General features: G+C 46.4%; 13 protein-coding genes and 1 tRNA gene. 9 read left to right on the top strand and 5 right to left on the bottom strand.

From position 1 onward, the window contains the following. Positions 1–5: 5 nt before the first annotated feature. The 4 genes from ACNI23_RS02555 to ACNI23_RS02540 all read right to left on the bottom strand — a co-directional run bounded on the left by ACNI23_RS02555 (position 6) and on the right by ACNI23_RS02540 (position 10,394). Positions 6–7,697, bottom strand: a complete 7,692-nt coding sequence (locus ACNI23_RS02555) for an SPM autocatalytic domain-containing protein (protein WP_420246544.1) — start codon at positions 7,695–7,697, stop codon at positions 6–8. A gap of 21 nt (positions 7,698–7,718) precedes the next feature. Continuing rightward, on the bottom strand, positions 7,719–8,480 hold the full coding sequence (locus ACNI23_RS02550; RefSeq protein ID WP_420246542.1) for a hypothetical protein: 762 nt from the start codon (positions 8,478–8,480) through the stop codon (positions 7,719–7,721). 358 nt (positions 8,481–8,838) lie between these two features. Continuing rightward, on the bottom strand, positions 8,839–9,522 hold the full coding sequence (locus ACNI23_RS02545; RefSeq protein WP_420246541.1) for a hypothetical protein: 684 nt from the start codon (positions 9,520–9,522) through the stop codon (positions 8,839–8,841). Between the two features lie 795 nt (positions 9,523–10,317). Further along, a tRNA-Arg gene (locus tag ACNI23_RS02540) sits at positions 10,318–10,394 on the bottom strand. A 256-nt stretch (positions 10,395–10,650) separates the two neighbouring features. On the opposite strand from ACNI23_RS02540, the gene ACNI23_RS02535 reads away from it, so the two are divergent. The 6 genes from ACNI23_RS02535 (at position 10,651) to ACNI23_RS02510 (ending at position 15,697) form a co-directional block, all read left to right on the top strand. After that, on the top strand, positions 10,651–11,259 hold the full coding sequence (locus ACNI23_RS02535; protein WP_420246539.1) for a TetR/AcrR family transcriptional regulator: 609 nt from the start codon (positions 10,651–10,653) through the stop codon (positions 11,257–11,259). A gap of 70 nt (positions 11,260–11,329) precedes the next feature. Continuing rightward, the gene (gene shc, locus ACNI23_RS02530; RefSeq protein WP_420246538.1) at positions 11,330–13,447 is read left to right on the top strand and encodes a squalene--hopene cyclase; all 2,118 of its coding nucleotides are present in this window, start codon (positions 11,330–11,332) and stop codon (positions 13,445–13,447) included. Position 13,448: 1 nt separating this feature from the next. Next, positions 13,449–14,174: an acyl-[acyl-carrier-protein] thioesterase gene (locus ACNI23_RS02525; RefSeq protein WP_420246537.1), complete on the top strand. Its 726-nt coding sequence runs from the start codon at positions 13,449–13,451 to the stop codon at positions 14,172–14,174. A 171-nt stretch (positions 14,175–14,345) separates the two neighbouring features. Next, on the top strand, positions 14,346–14,876 hold the full coding sequence (locus ACNI23_RS02520; protein WP_420246535.1) for a DUF2059 domain-containing protein: 531 nt from the start codon (positions 14,346–14,348) through the stop codon (positions 14,874–14,876). Between the two features lie 2 nt (positions 14,877–14,878). Next, positions 14,879–15,430 (top strand): DUF2059 domain-containing protein, encoded by a 552-nt coding sequence (locus tag ACNI23_RS02515; protein ID WP_420246533.1) that lies wholly within the window; start codon positions 14,879–14,881, stop codon positions 15,428–15,430. Between the two features lie 45 nt (positions 15,431–15,475). Continuing rightward, positions 15,476–15,697 (top strand): hypothetical protein, encoded by a 222-nt coding sequence (locus ACNI23_RS02510; RefSeq protein WP_420246531.1) that lies wholly within the window; start codon positions 15,476–15,478, stop codon positions 15,695–15,697. 246 nt (positions 15,698–15,943) lie between these two features. On the opposite strand, the gene ACNI23_RS02505 is transcribed toward ACNI23_RS02510, so the two are convergent. After that, complete coding sequence (locus ACNI23_RS02505; RefSeq protein ID WP_420246528.1) at positions 15,944–16,099, bottom strand: hypothetical protein; 156 nt, start codon at positions 16,097–16,099, stop codon at positions 15,944–15,946. A 33-nt stretch (positions 16,100–16,132) separates the two neighbouring features. Between ACNI23_RS02505 and thrS the strand changes: the two genes are divergently transcribed. The 3 genes from thrS to rpmI are packed head-to-tail and all read left to right on the top strand — an operon-like array spanning position 16,133 to position 18,836. Further along, the gene (gene thrS / locus ACNI23_RS02500; protein ID WP_420246526.1) at positions 16,133–18,061 is read left to right on the top strand and encodes a threonine--tRNA ligase; all 1,929 of its coding nucleotides are present in this window, start codon (positions 16,133–16,135) and stop codon (positions 18,059–18,061) included. Continuing rightward, on the top strand, positions 18,048–18,593 hold the full coding sequence (gene infC, locus ACNI23_RS02495) for a translation initiation factor IF-3 (protein ID WP_081434574.1): 546 nt from the start codon (positions 18,048–18,050) through the stop codon (positions 18,591–18,593). Before thrS ends, infC begins: the two co-directional genes overlap by 14 nt. A 45-nt stretch (positions 18,594–18,638) precedes the next feature. Further along, entirely contained in the window at positions 18,639–18,836 is a 198-nt protein-coding gene (gene rpmI, locus ACNI23_RS02490) for a 50S ribosomal protein L35 (protein WP_420246524.1), read from the top strand. Positions 18,837–18,868: the final 32 nt, after the last annotated feature.

Here is an 18,868-nt window from a genome sequence, read left to right as displayed (position 1 = left end):
TGTTTTTATCTGGCATCAGCATCAATAGCTTCATCAATGTAAACATCCATATTCAAATCAATTATTGCGGAATCAATTTCAGCAGAAGAATCGTCCGGAGAATCAAATACGGCCATAGCTTCAGCAACCTGACAAGCTTCAGTTGCTACGCTCCCCCCATCTCCAATACCTGAATCTGAACGTGAATCTGAAATGGATTCAGAGTTATTCTCATAAGGTTGTTCATCGTTATCAAACGATTCAACAGCTTGCTCCTGTAACCACGCATCCCCAGAAGAAACATCTCCATTAAGACTCTCCGCAGGCGGATCATCGAGCCCTTGAATATCGCTGCCCTGCTGCTCCTGTAACCACGCATCCTCAGGAGAAACATCATGATTAAAGCTCTCTTCCGGCCCATCCTCCAGTCCTGGAGTGTCACTGTCCTGCTGATCCTGTAGCCACATATCTTCAGGGGAAACATCACTCTCGACACTCTCTTCCGTAACTTCTTGCTGCTCAGTCTTACTATTCTGCTCCTGAATATCGGCAATTACCTCATCCACCATTTCATTGAGAACCTGTCTACCTTCCTCTGTATCTTCGGCCACTTGTACAATCCGGCTAGACCCATCGTCATTATCGATACGAACATAACGAGAATCGTCATACAGAAAAGCAACATCCCCCATAACACCGACTTCACCATCAGTTGTCTCGAAAGACGTCTTCCCGAATAATACGGTATCGCCCAAACGCTCGGCCTGCCAATCACTACTCAGACCAATGGAAGACACTCCAATTATTTCGAGGCCGATAAATTCTCCATGCTCGCAGATTCCATTTTCGTTAGCGTCCTGCCAAATTCCGAAACGATCCCATAAATCATCCTCAGCATTGAACTCTCCGTCGCTATTGGAATCATAGCCCAGAGCCAATCCCTCAAGGTCTGTGCGGGCATCATCATGGTCAGCGGCAAAAGAAATCTCGTCAAAACCTTCAATCTTACCATCGTCATTACGATCGAATGCAAGCAAACCATCGTCGCCACTTACCCAAGCCAAATGTTCTATGAACTCGTCATTATTAACATCCATATAGACATCTGAATCATCAATGCCTATAAATTCCAGACCATCGTTATCCAGATCCATGGCTATAGGCTTTTTTCCACCGCCATCAGGCTTTTCGGGGTTGGTGATAGATATTGTATGAGTGGAACTGGCACCGTGTGGGTCGGTAATACGAACGACCATGGAGTCTGTCTGATTACCTCCATCGTAGGAAAAAGAACCGTCACTGCTTACAGAAAATCCGTCCCCTGAGACTAACTGATAGGTTAGCGAAGAATCATCAACATCGGTTCCGAGCACACGTCCAGAGCCGCTGTATGGTGAATGCTGGCCGGAATACTGGGCCCCACCGGCCTGAATTGTCGGAGCGTCGTTAACCGCCTCCACGGTAACGCTCACTGTAGAAGAATGCTCCAGCCCTTTATCGTCGCAGGCGGTATAAGTGAAAGAGGCTTCGCCGTAATAGTTATGCGAAGGCACAAACCTGATATCACCACCGGAGGTGAGGCTGACAGAGCCGTTTACCGCTGCAGAGACATTAGAAATATGCATGGGGTCGCCATCAAAATCCATATCATTGGCAAAAACGTCTTCCTTGGAAATTATTACAGCTGTATCTTCGCGAGTGGATGCGGTATCCGCCTGAGTATAAGGTCTGTTGTTGCGCCCATCCAGATAGATGACAGCATCATCGAACTGCAATGTTTCAACTTCGGATACCGTGTCACTACCAGAATCGGTCCCGGAGGCACCGTTCCAGACAACAGAGGCTGCCCTGTCTTCGGTTTTGGTTACGGTGTAATCAGAAAACTTTCCGCTGAATACTGCGACATCGTCACCATCTCCACCTTCAATTACATCATCGCCAATGCCTCCGGTAAGGATATCGTCGCCACCGCCACCGATCAGATTATCATTTCCAGCACCACCAACCAACTTGTTGATAAGATCATCCCCGGTCAACACATCATCATGCGAAGATCCTATGATATTCTCGAAACCGTCCAGAGAATCTGCCTCAGCATATCCATCCACTCCAGCAAAACCGACGGCAAGACTGGCATAAACCTTAGTATCGGACAATTCATATGAGACTGTATCTTCACCATCGCCGCCGGAGAGAACATCTCGGCCCGAACCGGACAGAACCAGATCGTCTCCGTCTCCTAAATCAGCAACAATGGATTCTACGCCGCTAATCCGAAATGTATCTGCATGATTTCCACCGACAGCAATCTCCACATCGGCCGCGCTAAGATCAATATCAAGCCCGCTGTCACCGGTGACGATAAGCGTATCCGTACCTTCCCCGGCGTCAATGATGGTATCTTCACTATCCACATAAAGAGTATCATCGCCGTCGCCGCCGTGAAACGCATCATTTCCGGCACCACCGATTAAAGTATCATCACCGTCATTCCCTGTGAGGGCATCAGTTCCGGCTCCACCATCAATATATACTGATGCGGAGGTTGAAGTATAAATATTGTCGGAGTTAGCTCCACCATAGGCGCGTTCAATATTATTCTCACCAAGATCGACTGTGATCCCTGTGCTTCCATCTGCAACAAGAGTATCGTAACCGTCGCCGCCGTCATAAATTTTATCGTCCGCATCCACATGTAAGACATCATTGCCGTCACCGCCATAAAGGCTATCTTCTCCGGCATCACCCCAAAGAACATCGGCACCGTCTTCTCCACGCAGTTCATCAGCTCCAGCACCGCCGTGCAATTCATCATCCCCGGCAACGTCGGAAGCTTTAACTGTGATTTCTTTTGGCTCGCTGGAAGCTGTAACAGGCCCAGTATCAGGATCAATATCGGTTGTGGTGGCAATGACTGCAACGGTGTAATCTTCAGCACCTGCGGGAACAGTTATTTCAAGCCCTTCGATCTGGTCGGCTGTAAGGCTCCATACTCCCGATCCAACCGGCATTTCGGTTCCGGCACTAAGATACCCTCCGACAGGAACACCGAACACAGCCAAAGTCAGGGTTTCACTCCCGTCTGCATCGGGCTGCACCATTGTAGAATCAATTACCAGAGGCGAAGTGGACAATCCTTTTGCACTGTCACCATATATAACATCATTACCGGCAGCACCGTAAACAGTATCGTCACCTCCACCGGCATGGAAAGTATCCTCTACAGCTGTACCGTTCATGAGCTCGCCTGTACTGGTATCGGAGACAGCCAAGATTTCCTCAACAACGGTAAGAGTCGGAGCATTGGTAGTAGCCTGAACTTGGACCGTAAAGGAACTGACCTTGCTTTTAACGGAATACGCACCGAACTGGGTTAGTGAAAGCCCCAATTCAAAATCCGCAGCCCAGTCATTCGGCATCAGTAACTTGAGACCTTCCAGATGACTGTATTCAAGAGTCCAATTGCCTGATCCTGTATGAGTTCCTGCAGATAGAGAGACTCCTTCAGGCACTCCTGAAATTATGATTAAGGCCTTTCCCGGATTGCTTAAATGTACGTTCAAGTCCAGATCAATGGAACTATCTTCATCTCCGCTGGCAGAGGGAGAAGATTCTGCGATAAGGATTTCAGGTTCAGGGTCGCTATCTCCATTTATCTCAGCCCCCTCTCCGTCTTCTTCAACTTCAACATTCTCTTCAGCATCATCTTCTGCAACAGCCTCGGCGGTAGAAACTTCTCCGCCCTCTGCCGGTTCTGCTTCAGCACTCTGCTCCAGATCCAGCTCCGGCATAGCAACAGAACTAAAAGAGCTTGTTTCCAGCTGCTCCTCATCTGCGCTATCTTCATCTGATGGAACAACTACATTATCACTCTCTGCAGCCCCGTTTGTTGCTGTGTTTTCAGACAAAGAGCTCTCAATGTCCGCCGCCTGATCTGCTGCATTAACAACCACATCCTGCGCGTCATCACCAGTAACGGTTCCGCCGGATGTTCCAACCACCTGATCAGGTGTAAGATCATAAAATTCATCGGCAGCCGAAGACTCATCGGTTGCCATCACTGCGGCAATACCCAAAGCTGCGGCCATGGCCATCATGCTGGCTCTGGAAGGCAACACACGGGAACCGGAAGATTTATATTCTTCCTCTTCTTCCTCTTCGTCTGCTCCACCTGAAGCCACAACTGTATCAAGCCTGTTGACAACGGAATCGTCAAACTGGAAAAATTCTACATCCTTAAGGACATCTTCATCTCCGGTACCGTCCTTGCGACGTACGGTAGTCCGTCCATTCTCAGTCTTGATGATATAGTCACCGGCATCGCCATCAAAAATAGCAGTATCAGTGCCTGTACCACCTACAAGGTAATCACTGCCTTCGCCGCCCACGAGCACATCGTCCCCGGAACCACCGATCAGAACATCGTCCCCGGAACCTCCGGAAAGCATATCGTTTCCATCACCACCGGAGGCAAAGTCATCATCGGCCCCTGCAAAGACCGAATCATTGGCCGCGCCTCCGGAAGCCCGGTCGCGCCCACCATCACCGAAAATATTATCTGAATCAGCACCGCCATCAATAACGTCATCCCCAGCCCCGGCATTGATAACATCTTCACCTGCTCCACCGAGAACAACATCATCCCCGCCAGCGGAAGCAATGGCATCATCACCCGCTCCGCTGTCAATCACGTTTGCTTTAGCGTCCCCCTTAAGGACATCACGCTGAGAGGAACCAGTAAGGTTTTCGATGCTGACCAGCTTGTCGCCCGCAGCATCACCACCTTTAGCTGTGCCTGCGGCCAAATCAATATCCACACCGGCATCCGAGCTTGAATAATCGGCAGTATCGTTCCCGGCTCCACCCTTGAGTGTATCGCGTCCTTTACCGCCGGACATGACATCATCACCACTTGTGCCGCCAAGCACATCATTCATATCGGTACCGGAGATACCATCAGTGCCGAGACGTTCGGCCATGACCTCACCCAGATTAACAGGGCCGGAGTTCTCGGTAACACCGAAACTTTCCACCAGCCCACCAAGGGAAACAATAGTCCCGTCGGACAGAGTCAGCATGGAAGAATCTTTCTTCCAATTATCCCAATCTGAAATAGTAAAACGAGGCTGGAGGTCAGAAAAATCAGCATCCGGGTTCTCCGGATCATTAACAGCAATAGTAAGCCGACCATGGGAAAGTTCCATGGAGAGGTCATTCAGATGTTGCCCGGAAAAATTCACTCCGCTGGCTGCCAGCAGCTTGCCGAGCTTGCTGAAGCCATCCGAATAATGTTCTTGATCAAGTCGGAGTCCTTCTACTTGCTTAAGTACATCCTTCCAGAACTCAATCTCTTCGGCCATCTTGTTGGCCTGAGCACGCAATTCAGCAGGGGTTACCTCTGAATCAGCCGCTAGCTCATCGGCCTTCTGCAGAAGTTCTTCAATCTCGCCTTCCGCCTCCAGCAACTGGTCAATCTCGTCCTGATTCTCAACGTAGGTGCGGTATTTCTCCGCAGCCTGAACATCTTCCAGCAGCTCCTCAATCGTGGTGGCTCGGGAATTATAAATGGCCCGCTTGATGATAGGATCGCCACCCTCAATCTGAATGCTGCGGATGGTAGCCAGCAGCCCCCTATCAACACCATCAGAAAGGGAATCAATAGGTTCACCGTTAAGGTGCTTCTCATCTTTGGTATAGCCGATGGTAACTTTACCGATATCCCCGACATTAAGGATAGAACCGCCGCTGGCCTCAATAAGGGCATTCAGGGTGTCGGCCATGGTGGAGATCGTTTCACCGAGTCCGCCACCGTCCCCGCCATGCTCCATTTCCATATGGGTCAACTCGAACTCACCGTCCGCATTGAGCTCCATAACAGCCTCGGCATGTGGCGGCGGCGGAGGCTCAGGCTTGCTGCCGCCAAACAATCCACCAAAGAAACAACCTATAATGGTACCTACAAAGGCACCAATAACAGCTCCGACAAAAGGAATAGGGATACAAGTTTGGGTGATACAGGCCATCTCAATAATACTGGATGCTGCCGCCGCACCGCCCCAGGCTCCGAGGGCTGACCCGATGGAACTACCTATGGCCTCGGCCTGGGTATCAATATCCACGACCTGACGGCCCAGGTAACCACCCAGAAATCCGCCCCCCATGTTGGCCCAGTTACCAATATCTGAAAGCCCACCGATACCGTCGAAGAGCTTACCGCCACCTTCTAAAATTGGATTGAAATCAGCGGCAATAAGCCCTTGCTCAAGAACGGACGAAATTGCGAAATCCGTGACCGTTTCAAACAAAGCCCCACCGAAGTCTCCACCGACATCTAATAGATTGGCAAGTTCTGATGTAAGAAATGATGAAGCAAGTCCAACCCCAGCCCCGACTAGATTCTGGCCGAAATCGCTAGAGGAAAAATCTTCAAAAGGAAGGTCGTTATCTTCATGCCCGCTACCGATAAGAAAATCATCAAAAGCATCAATATTACCGCCGACAACTTCACCAATATTCCGCCCAAAAGTCTGGCCCACGGCACTGACAGCAGCAGCTTCAAAACGCCCATCTATACCAAGGGCCATACCAATATGGGAGCCGACAATGGAACCGATGGTTCCGGTGATGACGTTATCTACTGCTGGTGCGTCTGCATTCTCTTCAGCTGGTTTATTTTCGTCTTGATCTTCACAGGACGCATTCTGTTCATCTTTATTTTCAGTAGGATTGTCTTCATTTGCAGGATCATCAGCACTATCTGCATCTTTCTGATCATGAGGGTCAGAATTATTTTCAGAAGAAGTTGTGGCTGTATCTTCGGCAGTTTTTGTTTCTTGTGCTTTTTTTATTGCTGCTTCGCGTTCGTCTTTGATTCTCTGCTTTATTTCGGCTTCTTTATCCTTAGTAGGAATCTCAAGGTCAGCGCCTGCATATATCTTGTTTGGGTCATCAATATTATTATGCTCACGCAGCACATCAACTGGTACACCTGATTTTTTTGAAATCGCAGTCAAAGTGTCATCGGGCTGGATTTTGTAAGTGCTATTGCGGGGGATAGTCTGAGAAGTATTGTTTTGCGGGGTAGGAGTTACCAGATTATCTGGCTGGGGTGTATTTGTTGAGCTGGTGTCAGGTGTATCGGGGGTGTCAGGTGTATCAGGGGTGTCAGGATTAACCTTACCTGACGAAGGAGTGTTATCATCAGAAGACGGTTCTACTCTTCCGCTGACGGTGCCGCCCTCTCCTACAGCGCCATCACCTTCATTCAAGACCCAGTCTTTAGTATAGTCCCCTTCTAAAACTTTTCCTGCATATCCGAAAGCATTAACTACAACTTCGCCTTTTGCTGTAACACTAAATAGTACAGAGCCATCAGTATATTCAATACTTCCAGAAACACCCACTTCGGCATTTATAAATTTTGCCTCAACACCCAACGAAGCACTTAATTCGGTTATAAACTGGTCATCGCCAACTGTCACTTGAGCCCCAATTTCAGCTAGCTTAAATGATTTAGAACCTCCGAATTCAACAGACTCGACATTTCCTTGCGAATCAAAATTAATACGCCCTTTTACTGACCCTAAGACTGTCTCAACCTCCCCCTTCATACCTGTGATTTCGCCTGAATAGGGGTCAACAGTGATCTTACCATCACAATCTATGATTAATTTCTTCAGATCAGATGGAGAGCTTATTTTTTTGGGCACAATAGACATAATTAAAATTCCTCAAACTTACTACTTACGCTTTCTTATAGCTGAAAGATAATTAACCATATTCTTTAAAATTTTACCTCTTGCCTCTGAAATAGGGGCAAAAGATTTAATACTTTTATCATATAAAGAAACCATGTAAGAAGCATCAAGGTAATTCAAACCGTAAACTCGTTTACCTACAACAAGGCTATTGCATTTTGTAGTTGGTGGAACAAAAGTCAATGCACAATAAAGAATTCTCTGCATTTGAAAACGAGGGTCTCTCTCTACTTTATTTCTAGCTGGATATACTAACGGATCCCAAAGAGCGACAAATCTAGCGCCATCTTCAAATCTTTTATACTTGAGAACTATTCCGTCCTTTTTATAACTAGAAACTTCTTCATTATAATCATCTTCGCTTTGCGAATTAATCTTTAAAAGACTTTTAATATTTGAAGAAAGAGCTGTTTTAGTCAGATCATTTGACACAACAATCATAATGTCGGCATCCCCACTCTCTACATCTTCAATGACAACACCATCACTATTTAACTTTGAATTAAAATAATCTAAATACATATGATAAAAAGGATTTAATTCCTCTGGCAAACCAATCATTCGGATTGTTATGTGGTCATCCCACTTAAGCAAGGTATCATTATTTTTATAAAACAAAGTGGATAGATATAGGTCTAAGTATTTCCCTATTCCATTAGAAGCATCACTATCCGTAGCTTTAGCACTCACAGAACTCCCCCCCACAAACAAAATTAAAACCAAAACCATCAATATATATTTCATAAGAATACTCACACAAAAATTAAAACCAATGTAAAATAGAAACCAACTCGACCACTAACACCTTTCTAAAACAGCACACTTTCGAGCAATTATGTTTACCCTAGCATGTTTTTAACCCGCGCCACTCAAGGGTTTTATAAAAAGTGCAGACCCGTATTACATAAATACTAAAACAAGGGCAATAACTTTTATAACCTATCTTTATCTTTTTAATTAAAAAAATCGTAAACCAAAAATAGCCAAAAAAACTTCGATCCCAACCAGCCTGAATGATCATAAATTTTAATTCCATAATATTGAGGAGCGAAAAAGTTATGACGGGTTATGATGCGAATGAACTGAACAGCCAACGCCTACTCTACCTGCTAAAGATAGCGATCATTTCCGCAACAATTTTAGGGATTACATTTTCAATTTTAGACTTGGGATGAATTTCCGTATTATAGTAAGCCTGCAACAAACCATCATCAAAGAGGGTGCCATCATAATCGCACTGCCAAGAAAAGACAGAACCACACACCTCAAGAGGCGCACAAGCACCAAGTAATGTGGACATAAAAAGAAAGTTCATTTGCCTGCTAAGGCTCCAAACATTCATCTCAGGTGTCCACAAAAAATACATATCTGTATAGTAACCAGACCTGCCGGCCTTAGCAGACTGGTAAAACAGATTTCCTTCCATTTTCTTTACAAATTCTTCATATGTAAGACTTGCTGGTTGTAAATCTTTTCCTTCGATCATTCTTTGGTTAACGTTATTCATCATCACTGATTTCGCATCACCTAAGAACACTATAATATTCGGAGACGCAGAATCTCCTTCGTGCCATATTTCAAACCTAACCCCAGTTAACTCCTCATATTGAATCTTTTTTTTATCAAACTCATTCAAAATAGCATTAGAAGCCCCGACAAAACGATAACGAACAATTCCGTTCCATTTTATTACGTACTTCTTATAATTGAAAATTTTTTTCACAGCATTACTAATCGCCACAACGTCATCTTCATTAGCCCCAGCCCAACAAACACCTTGAGCCATCAAACAAAACAAAATATTTTCTCACAACTCAATCCTAAGCAGTATATTTATTCAAAACAAATTATGTTTATTTTAACCTAGTTTTAACCCGCGCCACTCAAAGGTTTTACAAAAAAGCAACGCCAGCTATTACAGAAATACTAAATAAAGAGCAATAGCTTTTATAATATATCTTCATACTTTTTAATATAAAATTCATGAGCAAAGAGATAGCCAAAAGGACTTCGATCTAAACCGGCCAGAGTGATCAAAAATTATAATACTATGAATATTATGGAACTGGAGAGTTATGCTAGGGTGTGGTGTAAACTTGTGTTTTCTTCAAATCAGACAGAGAGCTTGCTTAATAGTATTGATAGCCTCAAATTTATTGACTCCCACTCTCACGGACAAAAGGAAATCGACGACATCAGTGCATAGACATTATCAAAACTAGCGCTCTCTGTTATAGAAACACTAAGTAATTAGCAAGCACTTATTAATATATTTTTATATTATTTACACATTGGGCGATTAAAAATATAAAACACACTGTTTTATCGATCGAACAAAACCAAAGCCATTGAGTATATCAATATCACAACTAATTACGGAAAGAAATTTTACTGCTGAGTGAAGATAGATAGAGTTACTATAAATACCTACAAGCAACTCGCGACGTAATGGAATTTATACTAAATCTATCAAAGAACGATATATCCTACCTTTTCCCTAATTTTCCCTTCAAAGGTTGGAAATACGGTTGGAAAATAAAAAGCCTCACAAAGAAAAATCTTCGTAAGGCTTTGATTTCTATGGTGACCCCGGCAGGAATCGAACCTGCGGCACCAGGATTAGGAATCCTGTGCTCTATCCTACTGAGCTACGGGGCCACTTTATGTGGAAACGGCTGGAGAACTTTAGCGCATTTCTCCGTCCGAGGCGAGAATTAATATCCAAAGAGGTTTTCGATTGCAAGTCCTTTTTTTATCTTTATCCTTATTTTTCCACACAATCCGGTTAACACGCCTTCCTTAGCCCTGCTTCCAGTAAAAAGTTCATATCTTCGGTTACATTTGGTTGACAGTCGCATACATTCATGCCAGAACGCTTCTCAGCTTAACACTGTTAAGCGCAGGAGAATCAACGATGAATACTACTTCGAAAACAATGGATGCGCCGCAGCAGCCCTTGCGTATGCTGATTCTGGACGCCGCCCGCAAGCTCTTTGCAGAGCACGGGTACGCTCAGGTCTCCATGCGTAAGCTGGCTAACACTATCGGCTACTCGCCCACTACGATTTATCATCATTTTAAGGATAAGAAGGAACTCTTCCTCTGCTTGACTGAAGAGACATACCGGGACTTCCTGCATCGCATCAATCGCATTATAGCGACTACGCCTCCCCCGCGTAAGGCCCTGAAGAATATCCTGTACACTCTTGTAGATATGGGACTTGAAAACCCGAATGCCTATCGTGTGGGTTTCATGATGGAAAGCGACCTCTGGAATGATCACAACTCACATTTTCAGGATAACCCGCTAGGCAAGACCATGTACAACCGCATTAATGAATGTGTTAAGGACTGTCTGCCTGCAAATGCTTCCGAAGAGGACATTCGGGTTACCGCAAACTCGGTAGTGGCAGCTACCCACGGGCTTACGTCCCTTTTAATCACCTACCCTACTTTCGCATGGGGCCCGCTGGACAGGTTAAAAGCGCAGGTAATTGACTCCGCTGTTGACGCCATCGGCTGATTACTATAATCGAACAAATCTTTTTCGCACGGGTCGGATAAAATAATCCGTTTACATAAGGAACTTCAACATGAACAAAAAAAGTGCCATGAAACTGAAAAAAAAGGCTAAAAATCACGTCGTCTCTCTGCTTCAGCCTACAGATGCCCTGAACCGGGTAATGAAAAGATTCCGCTCCCTGCAATCCCCTGAAGGATATTGGGTTTTTGCCCTTGAAGCGGATGTGACCATCCCTTCCGAATACATCATGTTCAACAGATTTCTGGGCCGCAAGATGGACAAAGGCCTTGCCGAAAGACTTGGCAACTACATCCGCGCCAAACAGATGCCCGATGGCGGCTGGCCCCTGCATGATAATGACGGTCCGGTAAATATCAGTGCTTCCGTTAAAGCATATATGGCCCTCAAGATGCTCGGCGATAACAAGGACGCTGAACATATGGTGCGCGCCCGCCAGATCATCCTTGCCAAGGGCGGCGCTGAAACAGCTAACGTGTTTACACGTATCTGCCTTGCCACTTTCGGACAGATCCCCTGGCACTGCCCTCCGGCTATGCCCATTGAAATCGTGCTGCTGCCCAAATGGTTCTTTTTTCATCTGGACAAAGTATCCTACTGGTCCCGCTCGGTAATCTACCCGCTTCTGATCATCTACGCTAAGCAGCCGGTCTGCCGCTTGCGCCCGGAAGAAGCAGTGCCCGAACTTTTCTGCAAACCGGCGGAAGAACATATACATATAGATAAGTACCGCGACAAAGGCTGGCGCAAGAATCTTTTCATTCTGCTGGACCGCGTACTCAAGCGGACCATTCATCTGGTGCCCAAGTCCATAAACAAGAAAGCCTTGAACTATGCTGAAAAATGGACTCGCGAACACATGGCCGGACGTGGCGGTATCGGTGCAATTTTCCCGGCAATGGCTAACGCTGTCATGGCCCTTAGCCTGCTCGGATACGATGAATCAGACCCGGATTTCGCCCGTGGCATGCAGTCTGTGGACGACCTCATGGTCGATAAATTCCACGTGCCTGAAAAGTCCCCTTGGGAACACACTGTTATCACTGGTGGAGCTGAACTTTCCGCTGCACCTGAGCTGGACATTTCCCCCGACCACGGCACAGCGGAGAACCTTGAGCAGGCCATGTGCCAGCCTTGCAACTCCCCTATATGGGATACCTGCCTGACTCTTTCAGCTATGATGGAAGCAGGCGAAAATCAGGACAGCAAAAGCACTCAGCAAGCACTGAACTGGCTCTGGGATCAGCAGATTTTCTTCCGTGGAGACTGGATTTCCAAGGCGCCCAAACTTGAGGGCGGCGGCTGGGCTTTCCAGTTTGAGAACACCTTCTACCCGGACCTTGATGATACCGCTATGGTACTCATGGCCATGTGCCGCGCCGGAGTTCTGGACCAGCCTGAACACCGTGAGAACTTTATCAAAGGTGTAAACTGGCTCATCGGTATGCAGTCCTCCAACGGTGGCTGGGCAGCATTCGATATCGACAACTGCGCAGAATACCTGAACGATATTCCTTTTGCGGATCACGGTGCTCTGCTCGATCCGCCCACCTCGGACCTGACCGCACGTGTCATCGAGCTGTTGGGTGTACTCGGTTACGATAAGAGCTTCCGCCCAATCAAAGAAGGTATTGAATTCCTTAAAAATGAACAGGAAGACGATGGTTCATGGTTCGGTCGCTGGGGCGTTAACTATATTTATGGAACATGGTCCGTACTTTGCGGCCTGCGTCAGGCCGGAGAGGACATGAACTCTTCCTACGTCTGCAAGGCTGTCGAATGGTTTGAAAACCACCAGAACAAAGACGGAGGCTGGGGCGAATCCTGCCTGAGCTACAACGACAAGAACTACGCAGGACTTGGTGATTCCACTGCATCCCAGACAGCATGGGCCCTACTCGGTCTCATGGCCGCCGGACGGGTTCACTCCAAGGCTGTCAGCCGAGGTATCCGTTACCTGCTGGATACACAGAAAGATGACGGAAGCTGGGAAGAAAGCCTGTTCACCGGGACCGGATTCCCGCGCGTTTTCTATCTGCGTTACCACGGCTACTCCCAGTACTTCCCCATGTGGGCACTGGGCGTGTACCAACGTTTTTCCGCAGATGAAGAGACCAAACAGATTATGATGCGCCGCAAATATCCGCTTGACCTCGGCAGGAAATGGTAAAATGGACAATAGTTCACTTTTGATCAGCAACACGGTCCCGGCATACGAGGCGGGACCGGATGATCGCATGCACTGCCACTGGCTCATGTGCAGATTGCAGGAAGCTGCCACCTCCCACGCGAACTCTCTTGGCTTCGGCATTGAGGATATGGCCAAGCAGGGCTGCTTCTGGGTGCTGACCTCAATGCGTATTGAAATTGCAGAACTGCCCTTGCGCGAAAAGACTTTTGCACTCACAACATGGTCACGGGGCGCAAAAAAATTGCGGGCCTTCCGCGATTTCTCCGGCTGCGATGAAAACGGACGTGAAATAATCCGTGCCTCCTCAGAATGGATGGTACTTGATTCCGAAACCCGCAGACCGATAGCAATTAATCAAAAGCTGAATCTACACGCTCAAGACCGCTGCGTATTCCCTGACTCAATGAAGCGACTTCGTCCCGGCACACCTGATAAAGAACTCAGGTCTTTAAATGTGGGCTACAGTTCTCTTGATGCCAATGGGCACGTCAACAATACCGAGTATCTACGCTGGTCATTTGACGGACTGCGCTCACTTGGATTTGACCAGAACAAAGTGAAATCAATTCGCGTTGCCTTCCTTTCCGAAGTTTTCGAAGGAAACACCATTAAGTTGATGGATTGTGATTGCGAAGAAGATGGCTTTGAATTGATTGGCCTGAATGAGACTGAAGGGAAAGCTGCTTTTGCTTTGAAAGTGGAATAAAAAGCACTCTGATAATTAAACAAGAAAAGCTCAGGATATGTTCGCATATCCTGAGCTTTTCTTGTTTTGGCTGAAAATTATGTACAAGTTTTCAGCACCATATAACTAACATTTGACAATATTTTATACTCTATATAAATACACCACAACTATTTAAATTAAGGATTAAATATGAAAAAAATAAAATTAAGCATCGTGTGCATATTGGCTCTTCTCTGCCTTACCGCCCAGCCCGTAAAAGCCGATGAAACAGAAAAACAGGAAGTAGCTCTCGAATTGGTACGCGAATCAGTCAATATGCAAGCAATGTACGCAGTGTTTGATTATATAGCCATGACTGCAATCAAAAACGACATCAATAATGATCCTGAAACAGAAGGACACCGAATCCCATTAATAGCAGCACACCAACAAGCAGTAAAAGAAGCGTTTTACGACCCGAAAATTCTGGGTGGATTGCAAAGCCTGCAGGCTGACATTTATGCTAAAGAATTCAACAAGGCTGAACTAGAAGGACTGCTGCGTTTCTATAAAACACCCCTAGGTAAAAAATACATGAAAAAACAACAAATAATCGCAAGAGCAGGCGAAAAAGAAGCCGCCGAACTGCTTGGCCCTGTTTTTATCGAAACAATGAATAACAAACTAACACCGATAATTGAAGCGCTGCGGAATGATGGAATTATCCCTACAGAGGAATAAAGATGAGAAAGATTAAATTCATACTACCTTGCATGTTTACGATTCTTGTAACCGTTGCCCAGACACTGCCTGCTAATGCTCAGGAAAACATGCATATGAAAGCAGCACAAGAACTGGAAAAAGAAACGTTTGATGTTGACTCATATTACCATTCATTCGGTTATGTAGCAGTAATGAGACTAAGAAAAGAAATGAATAAGAACCCTGCAACAGCCAAATATGAAAGGCCATTAATGCAAATTCTTATAGAAGCAGTTGAAGAAACTTTTTTCGACAAAGAAATATTGACAAAAATAGAGCGTATCCGCACCGAAGTACTCTTTGAAGAATTCAATGAAATAGAACTTAAAGAGTTACTTGCTTTCGCCAAAACACCTGTAGGTAAAAAATATATAGCAAAACAGGCAGACGTAGTTCATAAAACAGAAAATAAAATGATGTCTGAACTTGACTCTTTTTTTTCAAATAGACTCAACGAAAAATTTAATATTAAGATTAAGAAACTTATAAAAAATGGCATTATCTCAAAAGAAAGCAACATAGAGCTAGAGTAAAAAACAACCAAATCCTTTTGGAGCCTGATCGATCTGGTTCCCACAGTGGCAGAGCTGACCGGAGCCGCAACACCGGAAGAACTGAACAAAGCTGGCATCTACGGCAAATCCCTTGTTCCTGTCATGAAGGACCCTAAGGCAAGTGTCCGTGACCGTGCCATGTTTTTCACCGAAGACTGTGAATCACTCTTTGCGGGACTGCTGGGGATAAAGAAAGAAAGCCGACTTAGCCCTCATACAGAAGTTGCACGACATGCTTACTGCTGAATTAAAGCAATATCAGGACTTCCCAAAAGGGTTCAAATAGCCGTTAAAAGCTGAAACCGGATCGGTATAACCGGAAAGACAAACACCTTCTCCCCCCTGCCCATCCGGTGGATAAGGAGTTTGACAAAACTTTTACTTTTTTTTGCTACATCAAAAAATATTCACAGATGCTTTTCAATATAAACTGAATTTGTAATAAAACCCTCTGAAAGGCCGCGTATCCCTTGACTTCCCACAATATGTCAGCTAAATATACCGCCTTTCGTGCAGTAATATTACTGCGCGATCTTTATGATGTTTTGCGTCTTCAAGACCAATGAATTCAAGGATAATGATAAGTTGCAATAGCAACATTTCCATCTGCTTGAAGACATTTTTTAGTTGTTCGAAAGAATCGGACATAGAAACAATTTTTCCGCAAAGAGAGAATGGATTATGCAAGTTGCAGGTAAAGAACTTGAGGTTCAGCAGGGTGCGCTTTGCGGCGAGGTTCTCAAAGAGGCCTTGTCCAAGAAGCAGTTCAAGAACGTTGTAGTAGCCAAATGCGGCGAAACGCTTCTTGATCTCACCACCACCGTGCCTGCCGACTGTACCGACCTTGAGCCGGTGATGGCTGATTCCCAAGAAGGTCTGGAAGTAATCCGCCACTCCACCGCACACCTTATGGCTGAAGCTGTGAAGAAACTCTTCCCCACAGCCAAGGTAACCATCGGCCCCTCCATCGCCAGCGGCTTCTATTATGACTTCGACTATGAACGCCCCTTCACTCCTGAAGATCTTGAGGCCATCGAAGCCGAAATGCTGCGCCGTGTGGGTGCTAATGAAGAATTTACCCGTGAAGTGCTTTCCAGTGCTGATGCACTGAAAAAGTTCGAAGAAATGGGCGAAGACTACAAGATCGAACTGATCAACGATCTTGGTGCAGAAACAGTTTCCGTTTACACCAACGGTGAGTTTGCAGACCTCTGCCGTGGCCCCCATGTGGCACGCACCGGTATGCTCAAAGCTTTCAAGTTGCTCTCCGTTGCAGGTGCATACTGGCGCGGTGATGAAAAACGCCAGCAGCTCCAGCGTATTTACGGAACCGCCTTCCCCGATCCGAAAGCCCTGAAAAAGCACCTCGCTCAGATTGAGGAAGCCAAAAAGCGCGACCACCGTAAACTGGGAACTCAGCTTGATCTCTTCTCCGTGAACCCCGAAGTGGGTGCGGGCATGACCATCTGGCATCCCAAGGGTGCGCTTATCCGTGCTATCCTTGAAGACTTCGAACGCAAGGAACACCTCAAACGCGGCTACCAGTTCGTACAAGGTCCGCTGATTCTCAAGCGTGAGCTTTGGGAAAAATCCGGCCACTACGACAACTACCGCGAAAACATGTATTTCACTGAGATTGATGAGCAGTCCTACGGCATCAAGCCCATGAACTGCCTTTCTCACATGCTGGTATTCAAATCCAGACTGCGCAGTTACCGTGACCTGCCCCAGCGCTACTTTGAGCATGGAGTAGTTCACCGCCACGAGAAATCCGGCGTACTGCACGGCCTGCTCCGTGTGCGCACCTTCACTCAGGATGATGCGCACCTCATCTGCCGCCCCGACCAGCTCCGCGATGAAATCATCGGCGTTGCTAAATTTGTCGGCGATGTAATGGGCCTGTTCGGATTTGAATACGAAGCAGAAGTCAGCACCAAGCCTGAAAAAGCTATCGGTTCTGACGAAGATTGGGATAGAGCCACCGAAGCACTCGAAGGCGCCCTCAAAGAAATGGGTATGGAATACTCAATCAATGAAGGTGACGGAGCGTTCTACGGTCCCAAAATTGACATCATTATTAAAGATGCTCTTGAACGTCGCTGGCAATGTGCTACAATCCAATGTGATTTTACCTTGCCAGAGCGGTTCGACTTAAGCTATGTGGGCGAAGATGGTGAGCGTCACAGACCTGTTATGCTCCACCGGGTTATCCTCGGTTCCATCGAACGTTTCATCGGTGTTCTGCTTGAACACACCGGTGGTGCACTGCCTGCCTGGCTGTCCCCTGTTCAGGCAAAAATTCTCACAGTCACCGATTCTCAGAACGAATTTGCACAAAAAGTCTTGCAGTTTCTGCGAGAAAAAGGCATTCGTGCCGAGGTTGACGATCGAAATGAGAAACTGGGCTACAAAGTTCGGGAAGCCCAGCTTGAAAAAATCCCGTACATGTTAGTAATTGGCGACAAAGAAGTCGCTGCGGAATCGGTCAATGTAAGAGCCCGCGACGGGGAAGACCCCGGACTCAAGTCTCTTGAAGAAGCGGCAGAGCTTATTTCGACCGCCATTGACGAACCATTCAAACGCGGAGGCATGAGCTATAGCTTTTCATAGAGACAGGCGTCCCTATCGCAGGGATGACGGTGCCCGCCGAAACGAGCGCATTAGAGTTCCCAAGGTCATGGTTATTGACGAAGAGGGTAATCAGTTGGGAGAACTTCCCACACGTGAAGCCCTTGAAATTGCACAAGACCGGGGGCTTGATCTGGTTGAAGTTGCAGAAAAGGCTAACCCGCCTGTTTGCAAGATTATGGACTATGGTAAGTTCAAATATCAGCAGCAGAAACGTAAGCAGGAAGCCAAGAAGAAACAGACGGTAATCCAGATCAAGGAAGTCAAATTCCGCCCCAAGACAGACGAGCACGACTACCAGACAAAGCTCAAGCACATCCGTCGGTTTCTCGAAGGCGGCGACAGGTGCAAAGTCACTATATTTTTCCGGGGCCGTGAAATCGTCCATAAGGACAGAGGATTGGCTGTTCTGGAGCGTGTCAAAGAGGAAACTCAGGACATTTCCAAAATGGAACAGGCCCCAAGGTCTGAAGGCCGCACCATGAATATGATGCTGGCCCCAATTAAAAAATAAGGTTTTTTCCGGCTTACGTGCCGGTATTCCCAAGGAGGAAAAAAAATGCCTAAAATGAAAACCAGAAGAGGCGCTGCAAAGCGTTTTGCTAAGACCGGCAGCGGCAAATTTAAACGTCGCAAGCAGGGTCTGCGCCACATCCTGACCAAGAAGAACGCGAAGCGTAAAAGCAGACTCGGCAAGAGCGCAACTGTTGACAGTGCGAACATCGGCCAGGTCAAACGCATGCTTCCCTACGCATAATTACTTTTTAGAAAGCTTACTTGAGTAATTAG

The sequence above is a fragment of the Maridesulfovibrio pacificus (SeqCode) genome (assembly GCF_048612815.1).
GTDB lineage: Bacteria > Desulfobacterota > Desulfovibrionia > Desulfovibrionales > Desulfovibrionaceae > Maridesulfovibrio > Maridesulfovibrio pacificus.
Note: the sequence above shows the minus strand (reverse complement) of the source record. Positions and strands in the feature narration are given on the sequence as shown.

Bases quoted from the DNA above. Each gene is read 5' to 3' on its own strand.
- ACNI23_RS02535 (WP_420246539.1), top strand. From the start codon at position 10,651: ATGAATACTACTTCGAAAACAATGGATGCGCCGCAGCAGCCCTTGCGT.
- ACNI23_RS02515 (WP_420246533.1), top strand. From the start codon at position 14,879: ATGAGAAAGATTAAATTCATACTACCTTGCATGTTTACGATTCTTGTA.
- ACNI23_RS02550 (WP_420246542.1), bottom strand. From the start codon at position 8,480: ATGAAATATATATTGATGGTTTTGGTTTTAATTTTGTTTGTGGGGGGG.
- ACNI23_RS02520 (WP_420246535.1), top strand. From the start codon at position 14,346: ATGAAAAAAATAAAATTAAGCATCGTGTGCATATTGGCTCTTCTCTGC.
- thrS (WP_420246526.1), top strand. From the start codon at position 16,133: ATGCAAGTTGCAGGTAAAGAACTTGAGGTTCAGCAGGGTGCGCTTTGC.
- rpmI (WP_420246524.1), top strand. From the start codon at position 18,639: ATGCCTAAAATGAAAACCAGAAGAGGCGCTGCAAAGCGTTTTGCTAAG.
- ACNI23_RS02545 (WP_420246541.1), bottom strand. From the start codon at position 9,522: ATGGCTCAAGGTGTTTGTTGGGCTGGGGCTAATGAAGATGACGTTGTG.
- shc (WP_420246538.1), top strand. From the start codon at position 11,330: ATGAACAAAAAAAGTGCCATGAAACTGAAAAAAAAGGCTAAAAATCAC.
- ACNI23_RS02525 (WP_420246537.1), top strand. From the start codon at position 13,449: ATGGACAATAGTTCACTTTTGATCAGCAACACGGTCCCGGCATACGAG.
- ACNI23_RS02555 (WP_420246544.1), bottom strand. From the start codon at position 7,697: ATGTCTATTGTGCCCAAAAAAATAAGCTCTCCATCTGATCTGAAGAAA.
- ACNI23_RS02505 (WP_420246528.1), bottom strand. From the start codon at position 16,099: ATGTCCGATTCTTTCGAACAACTAAAAAATGTCTTCAAGCAGATGGAA.